The organism is Flavobacterium sedimenticola, from assembly GCF_030053345.1.
GTDB classification, from domain to species: domain Bacteria; phylum Bacteroidota; class Bacteroidia; order Flavobacteriales; family Flavobacteriaceae; genus Flavobacterium; species Flavobacterium sedimenticola.
Window position 1 is genome coordinate 638,500 of the sequence record NZ_JASGBP010000001.1, and the last position, 15,546, is coordinate 654,045.

Annotated in this window: 20 protein-coding genes and 1 tRNA gene; 4 read left to right on the forward strand and 17 right to left on the reverse strand. The window is 40.3% G+C overall.

The features are described 5' to 3' along the window. Positions 1-109: 109 nt before the first annotated feature. The 9 genes from QHT84_RS02880 to QHT84_RS02920 form a co-directional block, all read right to left on the reverse strand. Positions 110-721, reverse strand: a complete 612-nt coding sequence (locus QHT84_RS02880) for a hypothetical protein (protein WP_283238033.1) — start codon at positions 719-721, stop codon at positions 110-112. A gap of 5 nt (positions 722-726) precedes the next feature. Then, positions 727-1,023, reverse strand: a complete 297-nt coding sequence (locus QHT84_RS02885) for a helix-turn-helix domain-containing protein (RefSeq protein WP_283238034.1) — start codon at positions 1,021-1,023, stop codon at positions 727-729. 3 nt (positions 1,024-1,026) lie between these two features. Beyond that, positions 1,027-1,416: a hypothetical protein gene (locus QHT84_RS02890; RefSeq protein ID WP_283238035.1), complete on the reverse strand. Its 390-nt coding sequence runs from the start codon at positions 1,414-1,416 to the stop codon at positions 1,027-1,029. Positions 1,417-1,430: 14 nt separating this feature from the next. Next, positions 1,431-1,500 (reverse strand) — tRNA-OTHER (locus tag QHT84_RS02895). Positions 1,501-1,583: 83 nt separating this feature from the next. Beyond that, the gene (locus QHT84_RS02900; RefSeq protein ID WP_283238036.1) at positions 1,584-2,369 is read right to left on the reverse strand and encodes a hypothetical protein; all 786 of its coding nucleotides are present in this window, start codon (positions 2,367-2,369) and stop codon (positions 1,584-1,586) included. Further along, positions 2,326-3,300 carry an ATP-binding protein gene (locus QHT84_RS02905; protein ID WP_283238037.1) on the reverse strand — a complete coding sequence of 325 codons (975 nt, stop codon included), beginning with the start codon at positions 3,298-3,300 and terminating at the stop codon, positions 2,326-2,328. The genes QHT84_RS02900 and QHT84_RS02905 overlap by 44 nt, the downstream gene beginning before the upstream one ends. Before the next feature lie 452 nt (positions 3,301-3,752). Further along, positions 3,753-4,085, reverse strand: a complete 333-nt coding sequence (locus QHT84_RS02910; protein ID WP_283238038.1) for a hypothetical protein — start codon at positions 4,083-4,085, stop codon at positions 3,753-3,755. 78 nt (positions 4,086-4,163) lie between these two features. Then, positions 4,164-4,382, reverse strand: coding sequence for a hypothetical protein (locus QHT84_RS02915; protein WP_283238039.1), 219 nt, complete (start codon positions 4,380-4,382; stop codon positions 4,164-4,166). A gap of 202 nt (positions 4,383-4,584) precedes the next feature. Next, the gene (locus QHT84_RS02920) at positions 4,585-4,791 is read right to left on the reverse strand and encodes a hypothetical protein (protein ID WP_283238040.1); all 207 of its coding nucleotides are present in this window, start codon (positions 4,789-4,791) and stop codon (positions 4,585-4,587) included. A gap of 109 nt (positions 4,792-4,900) precedes the next feature. Here QHT84_RS02920 and QHT84_RS02925 point away from each other — a divergent pair, with 109 nt between their 5' ends. The 4 genes from QHT84_RS02925 to QHT84_RS02940 all read left to right on the forward strand — a co-directional run bounded on the left by QHT84_RS02925 (position 4,901) and on the right by QHT84_RS02940 (position 7,569). Then, the gene (locus QHT84_RS02925; protein WP_283238041.1) at positions 4,901-5,602 is read left to right on the forward strand and encodes a S24 family peptidase; all 702 of its coding nucleotides are present in this window, start codon (positions 4,901-4,903) and stop codon (positions 5,600-5,602) included. Beyond that, on the forward strand, positions 5,599-6,111 hold the full coding sequence (locus tag QHT84_RS02930; protein WP_283238042.1) for a hypothetical protein: 513 nt from the start codon (positions 5,599-5,601) through the stop codon (positions 6,109-6,111). The genes QHT84_RS02925 and QHT84_RS02930 overlap by 4 nt, the downstream gene beginning before the upstream one ends. After that, entirely contained in the window at positions 6,111-6,365 is a 255-nt protein-coding gene (locus QHT84_RS02935; RefSeq protein ID WP_283238043.1) for a hypothetical protein, read from the forward strand. Before QHT84_RS02930 ends, QHT84_RS02935 begins: the two co-directional genes overlap by 1 nt. Before the next feature lie 412 nt (positions 6,366-6,777). Continuing rightward, positions 6,778-7,569 (forward strand): helix-turn-helix domain-containing protein, encoded by a 792-nt coding sequence (locus QHT84_RS02940; RefSeq protein ID WP_283238044.1) that lies wholly within the window; start codon positions 6,778-6,780, stop codon positions 7,567-7,569. Between the two features lie 69 nt (positions 7,570-7,638). Here QHT84_RS02940 and QHT84_RS02945 read toward each other — a convergent pair whose 3' ends face one another. From QHT84_RS02945 to QHT84_RS02980, 8 genes are all read right to left on the reverse strand, one after another. Next, positions 7,639-8,073, reverse strand: a complete 435-nt coding sequence (locus QHT84_RS02945; protein ID WP_283238045.1) for a LexA family protein — start codon at positions 8,071-8,073, stop codon at positions 7,639-7,641. Next, complete coding sequence (locus tag QHT84_RS02950) at positions 8,064-9,344, reverse strand: Y-family DNA polymerase (protein ID WP_321169568.1); 1,281 nt, start codon at positions 9,342-9,344, stop codon at positions 8,064-8,066. Before QHT84_RS02950 ends, QHT84_RS02945 begins: the two co-directional genes overlap by 10 nt. Before the next feature lie 103 nt (positions 9,345-9,447). Then, the gene (locus tag QHT84_RS02955; protein ID WP_283238046.1) at positions 9,448-10,827 is read right to left on the reverse strand and encodes an NADH-quinone oxidoreductase subunit N; all 1,380 of its coding nucleotides are present in this window, start codon (positions 10,825-10,827) and stop codon (positions 9,448-9,450) included. Between the two features lie 4 nt (positions 10,828-10,831). After that, positions 10,832-12,268: a complex I subunit 4 family protein gene (locus QHT84_RS02960; protein WP_283238047.1), complete on the reverse strand. Its 1,437-nt coding sequence runs from the start codon at positions 12,266-12,268 to the stop codon at positions 10,832-10,834. Positions 12,269-12,278: 10 nt separating this feature from the next. Beyond that, complete coding sequence (gene nuoL / locus QHT84_RS02965) at positions 12,279-14,153, reverse strand: NADH-quinone oxidoreductase subunit L (protein WP_283238048.1); 1,875 nt, start codon at positions 14,151-14,153, stop codon at positions 12,279-12,281. 6 nt (positions 14,154-14,159) lie between these two features. After that, positions 14,160-14,480, reverse strand: coding sequence for an NADH-quinone oxidoreductase subunit NuoK (nuoK, locus tag QHT84_RS02970; protein ID WP_283238049.1), 321 nt, complete (start codon positions 14,478-14,480; stop codon positions 14,160-14,162). 1 nt (position 14,481) lies between these two features. Next, positions 14,482-14,994 carry an NADH-quinone oxidoreductase subunit J family protein gene (locus QHT84_RS02975; RefSeq protein WP_283238050.1) on the reverse strand — a complete coding sequence of 171 codons (513 nt, stop codon included), beginning with the start codon at positions 14,992-14,994 and terminating at the stop codon, positions 14,482-14,484. Continuing rightward, positions 14,994-15,545 (reverse strand): NuoI/complex I 23 kDa subunit family protein, encoded by a 552-nt coding sequence (locus QHT84_RS02980; RefSeq protein ID WP_283238051.1) that lies wholly within the window; start codon positions 15,543-15,545, stop codon positions 14,994-14,996. Before QHT84_RS02980 ends, QHT84_RS02975 begins: the two co-directional genes overlap by 1 nt. Between the last annotated feature and the right edge of the window lies 1 nt (position 15,546).

Here is a 15,546-nt window from a genome sequence, read left to right on the forward strand (position 1 = left end):
GATAAGATTAGTGTTGTTTACCCGAAAGCGTGTGTATGGTATTTTTACGTGAAACTCTGTTGGATGCTCTATGATTTGCATGTGCTCTATTCTATTTGATTATTGAACTCTACTCTACGAAAGCTTCGTTGTTCTTTTTGCCTTTCGGTCCTTTTGATTTTGGAGCTTTTAGTTCTTCCGTATGTTCTTCTTCCTCTTTTTCTTCAGAGTCGAACATCTCTAACTGAGACTTCTCAGCGTGTTTACCTTCCATGTAGGCAAGGACTTCACGTTTAAGGTTTTCAATGTCATTGATAAAAGCAGAAATAAATATGTACTTTGAACCTTCCATATCAACTGCCGGAGCTGTTAACGATAACGGTTCGCCTGAATGAAGCAATCTGTTTCCGGAAAGTGTTACGTAGTGCAGTCCTTTCTTTTCAACGATGTCAACTGAGCCAACATAGTACTTGAAGAATTCTTCAGTAACCGAGTGCTCTCTATCTTCGAGATAGCTTTCGGGACGAGTGAGCGCTGACTCTACTAAATCGGTATCGGTTACTTGTTCGCATAGGAAAGCGAAGTGTGGGATAAGTTTTCTGAAGCACGCTCTCAAATCGTCGTGAATTGGTGCATCAGATGAAACCTTGTTTAGGTTGTTTTGGTCGAAGTCCTTTTGCTCAAATTCGTAGTTAAGGAACAACGAGCTTCGGATGGCTGCTTTTCTGATAATGATGTTCATACTTGTTAGTTATTTAGGATTAAAAAATATTCTTTGAATCGGTTATCGGTTAGTTCTGATTGCACTGGAACACCATACTCATCTTTCAAGTCTTTCACTCTACGTCTTAGGTCTCCAATGCCATACTGCAATAATGCTGAGGTTGTGGTTAGTCTTTCCCCTCGAAGCATAGCTTCGTAAACTATTCGGCATTGATTTGAAAATCGGTCTTTGTTGGCCTCGTAAATCTTTTGGCTCTCAAGGTTGTTCTCGTGGTGTAACGGAGCAACTGTGAAGTCTATGGAGTATTGTGTTGTGTTCATAGCTTATCCGTTCATTTGTGACATTTCGGCTTTGGCTTTGCTGATCAGTGTTCTGCACCAATCGAGCTGATGTGTACATGCTCTGTTAATTCTTTCGCACCAGTTCACGATGTAGTTTTCATCTTCACAAAGTGCATCAGCAAATTTGTTGGCTGTGGTTGCCGGAAGCGCTGAGAGTTTTTTCATCTGCGCAATGATCTGAGAGTTAAGTTTTCTATCTCTGTGGATTTTGGCATCAGCGAGAAGTTTACCGGTTCTTGCCATTTGCGCTGCACAGTAGTTACCACGGTCAACAGCTTCCTGAACATCTTCAGACATTTCTGTTTCGATGGTTGATTGTATTAGTTTCAGCTCTTTGCTGATTTCTTCAATGGTTGAAATGTGATTTGTCATAATTTCAATTTTAGTGGAGAGGCCTGGAGTCGAACCAGAATCTCTCGGTTTTCACACGAGCGCATACCACTATGCTATCACTCCTTTTATTTAACACCCGGATGTGCGGTTCCAATTTTAGTATGCTTTGTTAGCTAAGTACTTTTGCAGTCCGGGTGTATGGTTAATTATTCTACAACTTCAATTGCATCTAAGCAGAAGATTTTAGTGTCGGTTATCTTCTCCCGATTCAATTCAAGAAACTCAATGAAACGCTCTACGTGAGAGGTCAGCTCAACAACATCCTTCTCAGGAATAAATCGGTAGTGTTCAGACCATGTGTTTTTGAAGTCTGTAATCACATACTCGAACTCGTCTATGTCAACTCCGTTCTGCTTCAAACAGAATGGATATACCTTATGCTGCCAATTGTTTTGATACTTGAAGGCGCTGTACTTTGATGTGGTTTTGATATCAACAATTTTGAATGGAAGAAGTTGGTCGATGTAACCATACAGCCTTACCGGTCCGTATTTGGTTTCGATAATTCCATCAGTGAATTGTTGAGTTAATGCATCTTTAAGGTACTTGGCAACCTCAACACAGATATCAAAAGGGAAATTGAAAACATGCTGTTTGTAATGAACTGCAATAACTCCGCTCTCCTTGAATGATTTGATTTCCATTGTTGTTGAAATGCGGTTCTCAATGATGCAATCGATAACCTCATTGAATGCAGTTCCTCTGTCGGCAGCCTCGCTTTCGAACGGTACTCGGTTGATTCTGTCAATCAATCCTTGATACTGTTCTTGCTCAAACTCTTCTTCAGTCTTGCTCGGGTTCTCTGAGAATCCCCAATACTCTTGGTAGGTTCGAGAGCTATTGATATAACCCTCGAATCCGTCCAATAGAGTAGCGTAAAACTGGTATTTAGGCTGTGGCTTCTGCATTTGCTGTTGTCTTTGGTAATTCATACTTCATAGAAGTTTTATTCAAAACCAATCCCAACTCTTTAGCTTTGGTAGCAATCTTTTGAGCTGCTACAGCTTTTGAGTTTCCAATATGTTCAAAAGCATCGATGCGACCGATTAAGTCATTGGCCGAATCCACATCGTGAATCAAGCAAATTTCATGGTCTAACTCAGCAATCAAAGCATTGTACTTCTCTCCGGCAGCCTTTCTGTCCTCAAGACGTTTGGCGTATGCTTTAATGATATGCTCATTGAAGAAGTTGTTTGGAGCAGTTGGCTCTCCTTTCTCATTCACGATGATAGGAAGCTTCATCAACGATGGTAGGTTACAAGTGTTTTTCCCATCGTTTCGGCTTGTTGGGTCAAAGGTTAAGGTTCTTTCTTTACCGTTGGCTTCCAAGTAGCCTACAAGGTCAAGCTCAGTAACAAGGCTGTCGTATGAGCTACCACCAAATTGAGGAACATAACGAGTGTCGTCTCCTTCTGTTTTGGTATCTCTGTGAGCCACAAATACGATGTGTTTGTCCATCATTGTGATTCTCTTTACCAATGCTGAGAATTCGGCTTTTCTCTCTCCGTAACCTTGCAAGGTTAACGTTCCGTTTGCTTTACCCATTTTCGGGTTACGAGCAATGATGTAGTTGCTCATGTAGTCGAGACACTTTCCACCGGTATCGATAACAAAAGTTTCGTAACCTGATAAGTCCTCTGTTTCCAAAACGGTCAAGAAGTCATCGTAAGAAGAAATCTGTACCGTGTCGACACCGTCAAGGTGTGCGAAGTTTACTCTGTGTACTCCGTTATCGAAGTCAAACAGTAATGGTTTTGGAGCTGACAACGCTAAGGTTGTTTTTCCCATACCTGGCTGTCCGTAGATTAGCCCTTTGATTTTGCTCTGAATGTTCAATTCATTCGACTTTTTAATTAGTCCCATAGTGTTAAAAAATTTGATTATTAATTATTGGCATCATGCCAGTGTTCATACTTATTACATTCTTGTTCTTCTTCTTTATCAGTAGGAGAACAAGATTTTTCCATCAGGTACAACCAGAACCAAAAGAATATTCCGGTTAGTATTCCGACGAGGATAGCAATACATACTATTGCTAAAATGAGTTTGAATGTTTCCATTATTGTATGTATAAAAGGGTTGCGTAATACATTACCATGATAAAGCAGTAAATGGCTAAAATCCCGAGAGACAGAAGAACTTTGTCAGAAGATTTGATTTCCTCGATTATGCTTTTTAAAGTATTTCTCATGATAAATACAAGTCTGTTTTAATAATTCCGTTAGATATTTTTATTTGAAGCTCAGCATATACCAATGATGTGAACTCAATTCCGTTTTTGTTCTGAGAAACAGCTGTCTTGGCTGTTTTAAGGTTTAACTGTGACATAGTGTAGGGGATGTTAGGTTGAACAAATCTTGTTTGGTAAGCACCGGAACATTCCAAAAGGTTGCTCCGTTAAACTCGATATTGATTTTGAAAACTCGGTCTTTGTAGTCGGGAAAGAATACTGTTGTGAACTTCTGAGCAAACTTCTCAATTGAATTGTCAATCGACATTGGACTCGCGATTCCACCGATATCATATCGGGTTGGTTTACCTTTTGACTTTACCAATTCTTCAACTTCTTGAAAGCTCATTTGCATACGCTTTCCTTCAACAACTACGTTGAGATTTTTTTTGCTGAAATCATTTGTTATCTTTGTCATGTTCTATTTGATTATGCCTTGCTCGGGCGTTATTAAATTTGATTATAAAACCACTTCTTGCTCGGGGTGGTTTTTTTATTAGAATAAAGTTTCAAGTTCTCCAAGTGCGCTATCAACATAGCTTTTCACTTTGTTGATTAATTCTAAATCAGACTCAAGGGTTTCTCTCTCATTTTCATTAGCTCTTTCTCTGATTGCTATTTCCAAATCTGCTTTTTGAGAGTTGATAACTGTTTCTGCGAATTGCAGATTTGTGATTATCTCTGATACTTTCTCGATTGACAACACGTTTTTCATTTTGCTCTATTTTTTGTTCTACTTTGATTACGTTTGGCTATTACTCGAACGAGTTGCCCCTCGTTCTTTTTCCCCTTTCGGGTGGAGTTACCGGACACCACACCCGGCAACTCCCGCTTCAGCATTGTAGCTTCTTCTAACATCATCACGGCTATACTCTCTAACCGGTTGATTCGGGTTAATATTTTTGAATCTTGACTCATTACGCTTCAACTGTTCCGAAGATTTGCTCATCACTAAATCCAAACTGATAGTAAACCTTAACCGCTGCCATCTTAGTCAGGTTATCGGAGTTGGCTTGTGCCAACTTTTGTACGTTTCTTTCACTAACTCCAAGCGCCAAAGCTGTACTTAATCGGAAATTCTTGTCGTTAAGCAGTTTTTCGATTATGATTTGTGTTACTCTCATGATTTTTTGTGTAATTTTGTTCGTATGTTTATGCAAATATACACACAAAGTGCATATCTCCAAATTATTTACGCACTTTTTTACACTTTGTACGTAAAAAGTTTTCAACATGGCAGAATCATTGACATCAGAAGAAATAAAAAGCATCAGAATCAGGCTTGGAATGACCCAAACTGAATTCGGAGAGATGCTCGGCGCCAAGTTGCGAACAGTACAATCTTGGGAGAATGGCGACCGAAACATGAAAGAAGGTACAGTGATGCTCCTGAAGCAAAAGACGGATGCGCACAATGCCGCACATAGTGTAAATGATACGCCCGACACTTATAATATAGAAGTCAAACATCTTGACGGCTTACGTTCGAGCATCATGCATGTGCCTATGGTAAATCAATATGCCTATGCCGGATATTTGTCGGGGTTTGCCGATAATGAATACGTTGAAAATCTGCCCAAGATACCTTTCATTGTTGATAAGGAATACCGAGGAGAATATCTATGTTTTGAAGTGAAAGGCGATAGCATGGAATGCGATACCGAAGAAAGTATTCCCGAAGGCTCAATACTATTGTGCAGGAATGTGCGCAAAGAATATTGGAAAAACAAGCTCCATATACACAAGTGGGATTTTGTGATAGTACATAATACCGATGGGATTTTGGTAAAGCGCATTATCAATCATAACGTTGAGGCCGGAATTATTACAATTCACTCCTTGAATGAGTTTTATCCCGATAGAGAATTACACCTGAAAGACATTCAACAAATATTTAACATAGTAGAAGTTCAAACAAAAAGAAAGAGAAGATGAAAAAAATAATCGCTTTGTTAATGATCTGCAGCAGTTCGTTAGCACAAGATAAGTTTTCCTATGATTCAAATACAATTACAGATTTTATTGTTATTGATACACCTGGCGCTTCAAGTGATATTTATAAAAAGGCAGTCAATTGGATAAAAGAGAACTACGTAAATCCCGATGATGTAATACTTATGCAAATGGAAAATGAGAAGATACGTTTTCAAGGCTTTAAAAAACAGTTTCATTGTATGAGTTCTGTATGTTCTGATGCTACATACATCATTGAAATATCTTTTAAAGACGGTAAGTATAAGTTTGACCCAATTTCATTAAAACTTTCAGCTGGTGCAGGTTCTTTTGATGTTCCGCTAACTGACTTAAAACCGTATCATGACAAAAAGGGAGAATTGAAAAAAGGCTCTAAGGAAGCTCTTGACAGTATAGTAAATTTGTTCAATTCTTTGCAGTTAAGTTTCGACGGTTATCTTACCGGTAAAACAAAAAAAGAAGATTGGTAATGAAAGAGGTTAACGAAAAGGTTTTTCTTTTTATCCAAGCACTCAAGGCAATGGGCAGAATAGAGTTTGAAAGCGACTTCTGTAACGCCATTGATATGAAGCGGCAAAATCTTAATAACATCAAGCACAATAACAAGTATTTTGCAACGAAACATATTTACAAAATCTGTAAAGTCTATGATGCAAATGCTAATTACTTTTTTGGTTCTGAAGAAAACATGTTCAGAAAGCTCAAAAATAAAGCGAAAGCATAAATTTCACAGTCAATAATAACGTCAATAATAAAAGGCTCTATGAATTAAAAGAGCCAATAAACAAAGATAATTGTAGCTTAATTATCAAGTGGTTAAGGTTTACGCTTACCGAATCATATCTCTGTTAATCAGAGGGTCCTTGGTTCGAGCCCAAGAGGGGGAGCAGCTAAAAAGAGTAACATGAAAATGTTACTCTTTTTTTGTTCAATATTTTTGAGCGGGTTTCGAAATTTCGGAATATCCCGAAGCCATGTAATAGCTATCGGGAAGCCCAAGAGCCTGATATGAAAGTATTGGGTTTTTGTTTCAATGCCTTTATCCCTATATTGTCGTCTAAAAGACGCAAAGATGACGTTTTTCCTGCAGTGGCTACCGTATAAATTTGTAGCCTGAAAACTAATAAATTTGTATCATGAAAATAGGAGAACACGTTAAAGAAATTCGAATTTCAAATGGGTTGACACAAGTTGAGCTTTCGGAGAAAAGCGGTGTAGCGCTCAGAACTATTCAACGAATCGAAAAAAATGAAGTTGTCCCAAGTATTTATTCTTTAAATGCTATAGGAGAAGCCCTAGGGGTAAAATTAAACGAAATATCATCCGGAGATGACAAGAAGAAGTTTGAATTCAAAGTAGTCGTTTCGAACGTCAATAACCTGCTAGAGGACAGTAAAGCATTGTTCAAAAGAAATTGGAGAATACTACTGTTATTGGCAAGTATCGTTGTCTTTACCGTGTTGTTATCTGAAATCAAATGGCTGATTTATAATTTTTGGGATGATTCCAAAGTCACAATAGCTACCCTAAATTGCGGAAGTCAAAATGAATGCGATATCGTACTGACTAAAAAAGAGGCCTCGGGTAAGATTCTTTGGGAACGAACCATTGGCGGCAACAGTTATGATAAAGCCGGTCAAGTGGTAAAAACCAAAGAAGGGGATTATTTGGTAGTGGGCTCTACCAGCTCTTTCGGGAAAGGCAATTACGATGTTTTAATTGCAAAAGTGAACTCTTCGGGTGAAATTCTTTGGCAAAAAACCTATGGCGAGTTTTTAAACGATTATGGATTAAAAATTTCTGTATCAGATGATGATTTCTATACCATTGCCGCCACTAAGCAAATTTGTGAGACCGTAAATGTGTCCAACAATTGTGTCGATCAAGAATGGCTGTTTAAGATTGATGGTGCCGGGAACATTCAATAGAATTTTGTAATCCGACTCAATAAGAATGAACTGTAAAAGCCTGATGCGAAAGTATCGGGCTTTTTTCTTTTAAACACTTTTTATCACATAAGTTACTATGCCCCAAATAATGAGTTTGTTGTCCTCGGTAACGGTAATGGGTTTGAAGGAAGCGTTCTCGGGCATCAGATACAGGGCTTCTTTTTCCATTTTAATTCGCTTTACGGTAAATTCACCATCAATACAACACACGGCGATTTTGCCGTCTTTCGGTTCCAAACTGCGATCGATTACCATGATGTCACCGTCGTCTATGCCGGCGCCTATCATCGAATTTCCGTCGGCTTTGGCGTAAAAAGTAGCCTCAAAGTTTTTCACCAAGACCTTGTCTAAACTAATTTGGGTGCCTTCAAAATCGGCAGCCGGCGAAGGGAATCCGGCTTTGATACCGCCTTCAAAATAGGGCAGTGGTCTCGAGTTTTCGAAATCGGGTTTGAAAAAGGTTAACGGACTTTTCATTGGCATTTTATCGTCAAGATTTCACGAAAATCAGTAGTGTATTTTTTGGACAAATGCTCCTGCTTCATGGTCCAAGTACGCGTCAAGTCTTGGTTGGCGAGCTTGATTTTGCGTTCGCCCGTTTTTTTATAGTAGTCGTCCATCACTTGCATGAGTTTCAAATGCTTCGGATTTTCTTCTTCAAACAAATGGAATTGCTTTTGATTTTCGGGGATAATTTCCGTGACAATTACGCCGGCTTTTTTATAGATTTCACCTTCCTCAAAAACAGCTTTCAACATTTTCACCGCCAAGTTACTAATGGTAATAGATGAATTGCTTGCGTAGGGCAGCGTTTCCATTTTATAGAAGTTGTACCGTTGTCGGTCGACTTTGTATTTGTCTTTTCGTAAATACAAAATGACACCGTAACAACACGATTTTTGTTTGCGGAGTTTCTCGGCACACACAGTGGCAAAAGTCGATACCCGTTCTTTCATTTCGTTAAGCGTGGTGATATTGCCGGCAAAGCTTCGGGTAATGGCGATATTTTTTTTGCTTTTAGGTTCTTCGAGCTCCAAAACCGATTTTCCTTCGAGTTCGTATTTCAAACGCAAACCCACCACGCCCATAGTAGTTTTAATAAAGGCTTCGTGTTGCGGCAATGTAAAATCGTAAGCCGTGTTGATGTTTTTGGCCTTCATCTTTTGGGTTAAACGAAAACCAATACCCCAAACGTCTTCAATTTTTGTCCATTTGAGTGCTTTAATTCGTTTTTCTTCCGAATCGATGCGGTACACACCTTGGGTTCTGTCGGGGAATTTGCGCGCAATTTTATTGGCCACTTTAGACAAGGCTTTGGTTTCGGCAAAACCGATAGAAACCGGAATGCTCAGCCATTGCATCAGTCGGCTTTTGATTTGTAAACCGTAGGTGTGAAAATCGGCGATAGCAACGCCGTCAAAATTCATAAACGCTTCGTCGATACTATACGGTTCGACATGCGGTGTGAATCCTTCCAGGATTTTCATGACGCGGTTACTGATGTCGCCGTACAGCGGATAGTTAGAAGAGAAAACATGAATATTTTTTTGCTTTAATTCGGCGCGGACTTTAAACTCGGGAGCGCCCATCGGAATGCCTAAGGCTTTGGCCTCATCGCTGCGCGAAATGATACAGCCATCGTTGTTAGACAACACCACGATGGGTTTTCCCACGAGTTGCGGTTGGAAAATCCGCTCGCAGGAAGCGTAAAAGTTATTGCAATCGACTAAGGCATACATGGTATAAAAGTACACATTCGTCGATTATTTTTTATCGGAACAAAGGTTAAATTTGGCGATTGTTGATAACAAAAAAGCCATCGGATATCCGATGGCTTTGGGCTGCGAGCAGTATATCTTAACCTAACAAATCGGTAACTAAAGCAGGATACAAACCGATAATGATATTGAATGCAATAGACAATACCGCTACGATGGTATACACCAACGGTACTGCTTGTTTCCCTTCGCCGGCTTCTTTGGTATACATGGCTAAAATCAGTTTGAAATAATAGCCCACACTGATGATGGAATTAATCACACCGACAATCACCAAAAACAAATAACCGGACTGAATGGTTTGGCTGAACAACATAAACTTAGCAAAGAATCCGGAGAAAATAGGAATTCCCGCCATCGATAATAATGAAGCCGTAAGTATAGCCGCCAGTAAAGGATGGGTTTTACCCAAGCCGTTAAATCGGGCTGTGGTTTCGTTTCCACCATCACCGGTTACCGAAACAATCACCGCAAAAGCCGCAATTCCGGCCAACGCATAGGCTGCCGCATAATACAACAACATGCTTCCGGCATTGCTAATGCTCAATAGTGCCATCAACATAAAACCGGCATGGGAAATTCCCGAAAATGCTAACATACGTTTTACATTGTCTTGGCGTAACGCCATAAGGTTTCCGATAGACATAGAGAGGATAGAAACGACTACAATAACCATTTGGAATTTAGAATCGATATCGGCATTCATTACACTAAGTAGCTTGAACAACGTAGCCATAGCGGTTACTTTCGCCAACGTACTCATAGTGGCAGTGGTTAGTGCCGGAGAACCTTCGTATACGTCGGGTGCCCAAAAATGGAAAGGCGCGGCCGCAATTTTGAATAGCATTCCGATGACAACTAGTATGATGCCGATAGGGAACCAAATCGGTAATTCGGCCGAACGCGACATTTCTTTGATGAAAGTAACATCAAAACTCATCATAGCACCGTAAATCAAACAAATTCCGAACAAAATAATACCCGAGGCAAATGATCCCATCAGGAAATATTTCATCCCGGCTTCGTTACTCTTAATATCCAATCGTTTGCTGGCTGCCAATACATATAAAGAAATAGACAACACTTCGATACCTAAGAAAAACATTGATAAGTTGGTAAACGACACCATGGCTACGGCACCGGCCAACAAGAAAATTTTAATGGCCACAAAGTCGGAGAACTTGGTGGGATGCTCTTGGTAAAAAGTATCACTCATCAGTACCAAAAACAGGGTCAATAAAACAAACAAAGTAGAGAAAGCCGAGGCAAAACCATCAACGGCAATCATACTCGTATATCGGGTATCCAACGCCGGATCAATAGACCAAAGCTGGAGTGTTAACCCCAAAACGGCCAATAGACCGACTACTGTTACAGGTACTAAAAGTTTTCTGAGATTAAAAATTTCAGCTATAAGACAAAATACACCGAGTGCTGTTATTGCGATTAATGTTTGCATTTTTTTATTTATTTATAACGGCTAAAATTTCTTTAAGAGTCGGTTCTACCAAATCGGTAATCGGTTTCGGGTACAACCCGAAGAACAATAAGAAGGCGATGATGGCTACCAAAGTGATGGCTTCAGAAGAAGTCACATCGGCGAAAGCCTTGGCGTTGGTTTCTCCTAACATCACATTCTGGAACATTTTCAACATATAGTAAGCGCCCAAGATAATGGTCGTACCGCCTAATACGGCAAACCAAAGATTGGCCTGACTTAAACTGTACAATACGGTAAACTCTCCCACAAAGTTGTACGTACCCGGTAAGGCTACCGAAGCCAAAACCAAAATCATAAACATTGAGGTGAATTTTGGCGTTTGTGTTCTAATGCCGCCCATATCGGTAATGGTGCGCGTTTCGTACCTTCTGTAAATGATTTCGGCGACAAAAAATAAGCCGACGATAACAAACCCGTGCGCAATCATCTGGGCCACCGCTCCGCTCAATCCGTCCAATGTTAGTGTATAACATCCGGCGGCAATCAAACCAACGTGTGCCAAAGAGGAATACGCCAATAATTTTTTGAGATCTTTTTGACGTAAGGCTACGATCGAACCATAAATGACACCGGCGATGCTCAGTCCGATAAGGATAGGCATGTATTCTTTAGCGGCATGCGGTGCAATGGGTAATTGCCAACGAATAACGCTGTACAATCCCATTTTCAACATAATACCCGAAAGCAACATGGTACCTACCGTTGGGGCTTTTTGGTATACTTTAGCCTGCCAAGTATGGAACGGTATAATCGGAATTTTAATAGCATAGGCTAAGAAGAAGGCCAAGAAAATCCAGCTTTCTTCACCAGCCGATAAATCAAGGTTGTACAAATCTTCCAACAAGAAACTTCCGGCTTTCGAATACAAATAAGCGAAAGCAATCAGCATAAACAAGGAACCGCCCAGCGTGTAGATAAAGAATTTCAATACCGCCTTTTTGCGTTCCTCGGCGTCGCCATTGCCCCAAACAAGCGCGATGAAGTAAATTGGAATCAAAGCCAATTCCCAGAAGATGTAGTATAATAATCCATCGGCAGCCAAGAATGTGCCGGCCATGGCAAAGGCCATAAACAATACTAAGGCGTAGAAATTTTTACTGTTGTTGAAGTGATTTCCGAAAGACGAAAACACAATTAATGGTGTTAAAGCTGTAGTCAACAAAACCATCGCCATGGCTAAGCCGTCGGCTTTGAAAGCCAAGGCTACCTTTGGGTTGTCAATCCACGTTCCGACAAAACTAATGTCGGTGCCTTGCAGCAGTTGATTGAGTAAAGAAAGCGACACGCCTAAAGTGCCTAAGCTAAAGACTAACGCGACTTTAGACGCTAATTTATCTCCTGCCAAAAAGGTGGCTACAGCACCTACAAGAAGTAATAATAATATAGTAGTTACATCCATTATGTAAAAATTATTGAGCGATAAATAAATAAGTGATGATGGCACAAACTCCAATCACAAAAACAAAAAGATACAAACCGATGTTTCCGTTTTGGATTTTTTTTCCTTGTGTTCCTAATCCGTTGGCTAAGCTTCCGAAACTGAAAACCACTTTACCTAAAGCCGGCTCTAAAGTAGTTCGGAAGAAATTAGACAACCCGTTGATAGGTTTTACAATCAGGAACGTATAAAATTCGTCCACATAATATTTGTCGTATATGGTTTTATTGAATCCGGTAATTTCGGCATCACTTTTCGGTACAAAGGCTTGCTTGATGTATTTGGCATTCGCCCAAAGAATTCCGACAAGCGCTCCGACCAAGGCAACGCCCATCAACATAAATTCGTGCGTGCCCAAAGCGTGTGCTTCGTGTTTGCCTAAAATAGGTTCTAAGAAATGGGTCAGCCACATACTGCCCGGTAGGTTAATCGCACCGCCAATAACGGCCAAAACGGCTAAGATAATCAATGGGATAGTAATCAAACTCGGACTTTCGTGTAAGTGGTGTTTTTGTTCCTCGGTACCACGGAATTCTCGGAAGAACGTAAGGTACATCAATCGGAACATATAAAACGCGGTCATAATAGAGGCTATCGAAGCAATCACATACAATACTTTGTTGTGTTCAAAAGCTACCATCAAAATTTCATCTTTCGACCAAAATCCGGCAAACGGAAAAATACCGGCAATAGCCAAGGTAGAAATCATCATGGTCCAGAAGGTTATCGGCATCGCTTTGCGCAAGCCGCCCATGTTACGCATGTCCTGTTCGCCATGCAAGCCGTGGATGACCGAACCGGAACCCAAGAACAAACACGCTTTGAAAAAGGCGTGCGTAATCACGTGGAAAACGGCTACGTTGTAGGCACCGAAACCTAACGCCAAGAACATCAATCCCAATTGGGAAACGGTAGAGTAGGCCAATACTTTTTTGATATCATTTTGCAACAAACCAATCGAAGCAGCTACCAAAGCGGTTAACGCTCCAACTATCGCAATAATATTTTGAACGTCCGGTGTTAAGTCGAATACGAAATTCATGCGCGTCACCATAAAGATACCGGCGGTAACCATCGTTGCCGCGTGAATCAAGGCCGAAACCGGAGTGGGTCCCGCCATCGCATCGGGTAACCAAGTGTATAACGGTAATTGCGCTGATTTTCCGGTAGCACCGATAAACAAGCACAAAGCGGCTACTCCTAATAAAGCAGTGTCGGCATTACCGGCGGCCAAAGCGGTTTTAATTTCGGCGTAATTTAAAGTCGAGAACAAAGCACCAATGATAAACATTCCGATGAGGAATCCTAAGTCGCCCACACGGTTCATGATGAATGCTTTTTTGGCCGCATCGTTGTAGTCCTGATTTTTGTACCAAAAACCGATAAGTAAATACGAACACAATCCAACACCTTCCCAACCGATGAACATGACCAATAAGTTGCTTCCGACTACCAGGGTAATCATGAAGAAGACGAACAGGTTTAGGTAAGCAAAGAATTTGTGCATATTCTCATCATCGTGCATATAGCTGATGGAGTACAGGTGAATTAACGAACCGATTCCGGTAACGAACAACAACCACAATAACGATAATTGGTCTAACAAAATGCCGAAATCCAATTTGAAATTACTCACTTGAATCCAATCGAACACCGAAAATTCAAATGGCTTTCCGCTTTGATTCAACTGTGAGAAGAAGCAAATACTCAATAAAAACGAGAGTACTACGGTTAGTGTTCCGATAGCACCGGAAACCGTGCGGCTTACTTTTTTTCCGAAGAAAATATTGAAAAGAAACCCAACAAATGGAGACAAGAGTAATACTAAAGCTAAATTTTTTTCCATTGCTGATTATCCTTTTAAATTCTTTAAATTATCAATATCAATCGAACCTAAGTTTCGGAATACCGAAACCAGAATCGCCAAACCTACCGCTACTTCTGCGGCGGCTACTGCCATAGAGAAAAACACAAAAACCTGTCCTTCCGAATCCTGATGGTAGGTAGAAAACGCTACGAACAACAAGTTAACGGCATTGAGCATAATTTCTATCGACATGAACACAATAATGGCATTGCGACGGTACAACACACCGAAAACTCCGATACAGAACAGTAGTACCGAAAGGAAAATGTAGTTTTCTATTCCTATTTGATTTAAAATATTATTCATGTTATTTTCCCGGTTTTTCTTTTTTAGACAATAATACCACACCAATCATCGCCACCAATAACAAGATGGAAGCAAACTCGAATGGCACCATATATTCGTTTAACAATATCTTTCCTAAGACTTTAATCGACTGAAAATCTTCGCCGGTAGTCGGATATTCGCCTGCAATAGGTTTGGAGTTAATGAAAATAGTAGTCAACACAATACTGGTTACCACAAAAACCACGATGGCACCCAATCGGGTAATGCGTGGTTTGTGGACTTCATTCTCTTTATTCAGGTTCATCAACATAATGGTGAAGAGGAACAAAATCATAATGGCTCCCGAATACACAATGATATGGACGATGGCCAAAAACTGAGCATTGAACAACAAATAATGTCCGGCAATAGAGAAAAAGCAAAGCACTAAGTATATCGCACTGTGAATCGGGTTTTTACTGTAAATGGTTAAAAACGCCGTAGCCAAAGTAATGGCAGCTAAGCAATAGAATGTAATTAATATGGGTGACATTAGTTAGCGTTTTTAAGTTGAGTATTCTTGATGGCCATTTCTAACGGCATTACCAATTTGTCTTTGCCGAAGATAAAATCTTCACGGTCGTATTGTGCCGGCACCAATTCTTTCGAAAGGGTTAGGTATATCGCATCTTTCGGACAAGCTTCTTCACACAAACCGCAGAAAATACAACGCAACATGTTAATCTCATAAATCTCAGCGTATTTTTCTTCGCGATACAAATGCTCTTCTCCTTTTTTGCGCTCAGCCGCTTTCATCGTGATGGCTTCGGCCGGACAAGACAACGCACACAAACCGCAAGCCGTACAGTTTTCACGACCTTGTTCGTCGCGTTTCAACATATGGCGGCCACGGTATACCGGACTGAACGTACGTACTTGCTCGGGATAATGAATGGTGGCTTTTTTACGGAAAAAGTGTTTGATGGTAATGAATAGCCCTTTGATGATGGCTACCAAATAAAGACGCTCCAGGAAGGTCATTTCCTTATTGGAAACTTGCTTCTTTTTTCCTGAAAGCGATATATTTTGAATTGCTGTTGACATA

Coding starts and splice junctions, on each gene's coding strand:
- QHT84_RS02880 (WP_283238033.1), bottom strand. CDS start 721: ATGAACATCATTATCAGAAAAGCAGCCATCCGAAGCTCGTTGTTCCTT.
- QHT84_RS02885 (WP_283238034.1), bottom strand. CDS start 1,023: ATGAACACAACACAATACTCCATAGACTTCACAGTTGCTCCGTTACAC.
- QHT84_RS02890 (WP_283238035.1), bottom strand. CDS start 1,416: ATGACAAATCACATTTCAACCATTGAAGAAATCAGCAAAGAGCTGAAA.
- QHT84_RS02900 (WP_283238036.1), bottom strand. CDS start 2,369: ATGAATTACCAAAGACAACAGCAAATGCAGAAGCCACAGCCTAAATAC.
- QHT84_RS02905 (WP_283238037.1), bottom strand. CDS start 3,300: ATGGGACTAATTAAAAAGTCGAATGAATTGAACATTCAGAGCAAAATC.
- QHT84_RS02910 (WP_283238038.1), bottom strand. CDS start 4,085: ATGACAAAGATAACAAATGATTTCAGCAAAAAAAATCTCAACGTAGTT.
- QHT84_RS02915 (WP_283238039.1), bottom strand. CDS start 4,382: ATGAAAAACGTGTTGTCAATCGAGAAAGTATCAGAGATAATCACAAAT.
- QHT84_RS02920 (WP_283238040.1), bottom strand. CDS start 4,791: ATGAGAGTAACACAAATCATAATCGAAAAACTGCTTAACGACAAGAAT.
- QHT84_RS02925 (WP_283238041.1), top strand. CDS start 4,901: ATGGCAGAATCATTGACATCAGAAGAAATAAAAAGCATCAGAATCAGG.
- QHT84_RS02930 (WP_283238042.1), top strand. CDS start 5,599: ATGAAAAAAATAATCGCTTTGTTAATGATCTGCAGCAGTTCGTTAGCA.
- QHT84_RS02935 (WP_283238043.1), top strand. CDS start 6,111: ATGAAAGAGGTTAACGAAAAGGTTTTTCTTTTTATCCAAGCACTCAAG.
- QHT84_RS02940 (WP_283238044.1), top strand. CDS start 6,778: ATGAAAATAGGAGAACACGTTAAAGAAATTCGAATTTCAAATGGGTTG.
- QHT84_RS02945 (WP_283238045.1), bottom strand. CDS start 8,073: ATGCCAATGAAAAGTCCGTTAACCTTTTTCAAACCCGATTTCGAAAAC.
- QHT84_RS02955 (WP_283238046.1), bottom strand. CDS start 10,827: ATGCAAACATTAATCGCAATAACAGCACTCGGTGTATTTTGTCTTATA.
- QHT84_RS02960 (WP_283238047.1), bottom strand. CDS start 12,268: ATGGATGTAACTACTATATTATTATTACTTCTTGTAGGTGCTGTAGCC.
- nuoL (WP_283238048.1), bottom strand. CDS start 14,153: ATGGAAAAAAATTTAGCTTTAGTATTACTCTTGTCTCCATTTGTTGGG.
- nuoK (WP_283238049.1), bottom strand. CDS start 14,480: ATGAATAATATTTTAAATCAAATAGGAATAGAAAACTACATTTTCCTT.
- QHT84_RS02975 (WP_283238050.1), bottom strand. CDS start 14,994: ATGTCACCCATATTAATTACATTCTATTGCTTAGCTGCCATTACTTTG.
- QHT84_RS02980 (WP_283238051.1), bottom strand. CDS start 15,545: ATGTCAACAGCAATTCAAAATATATCGCTTTCAGGAAAAAAGAAGCAA.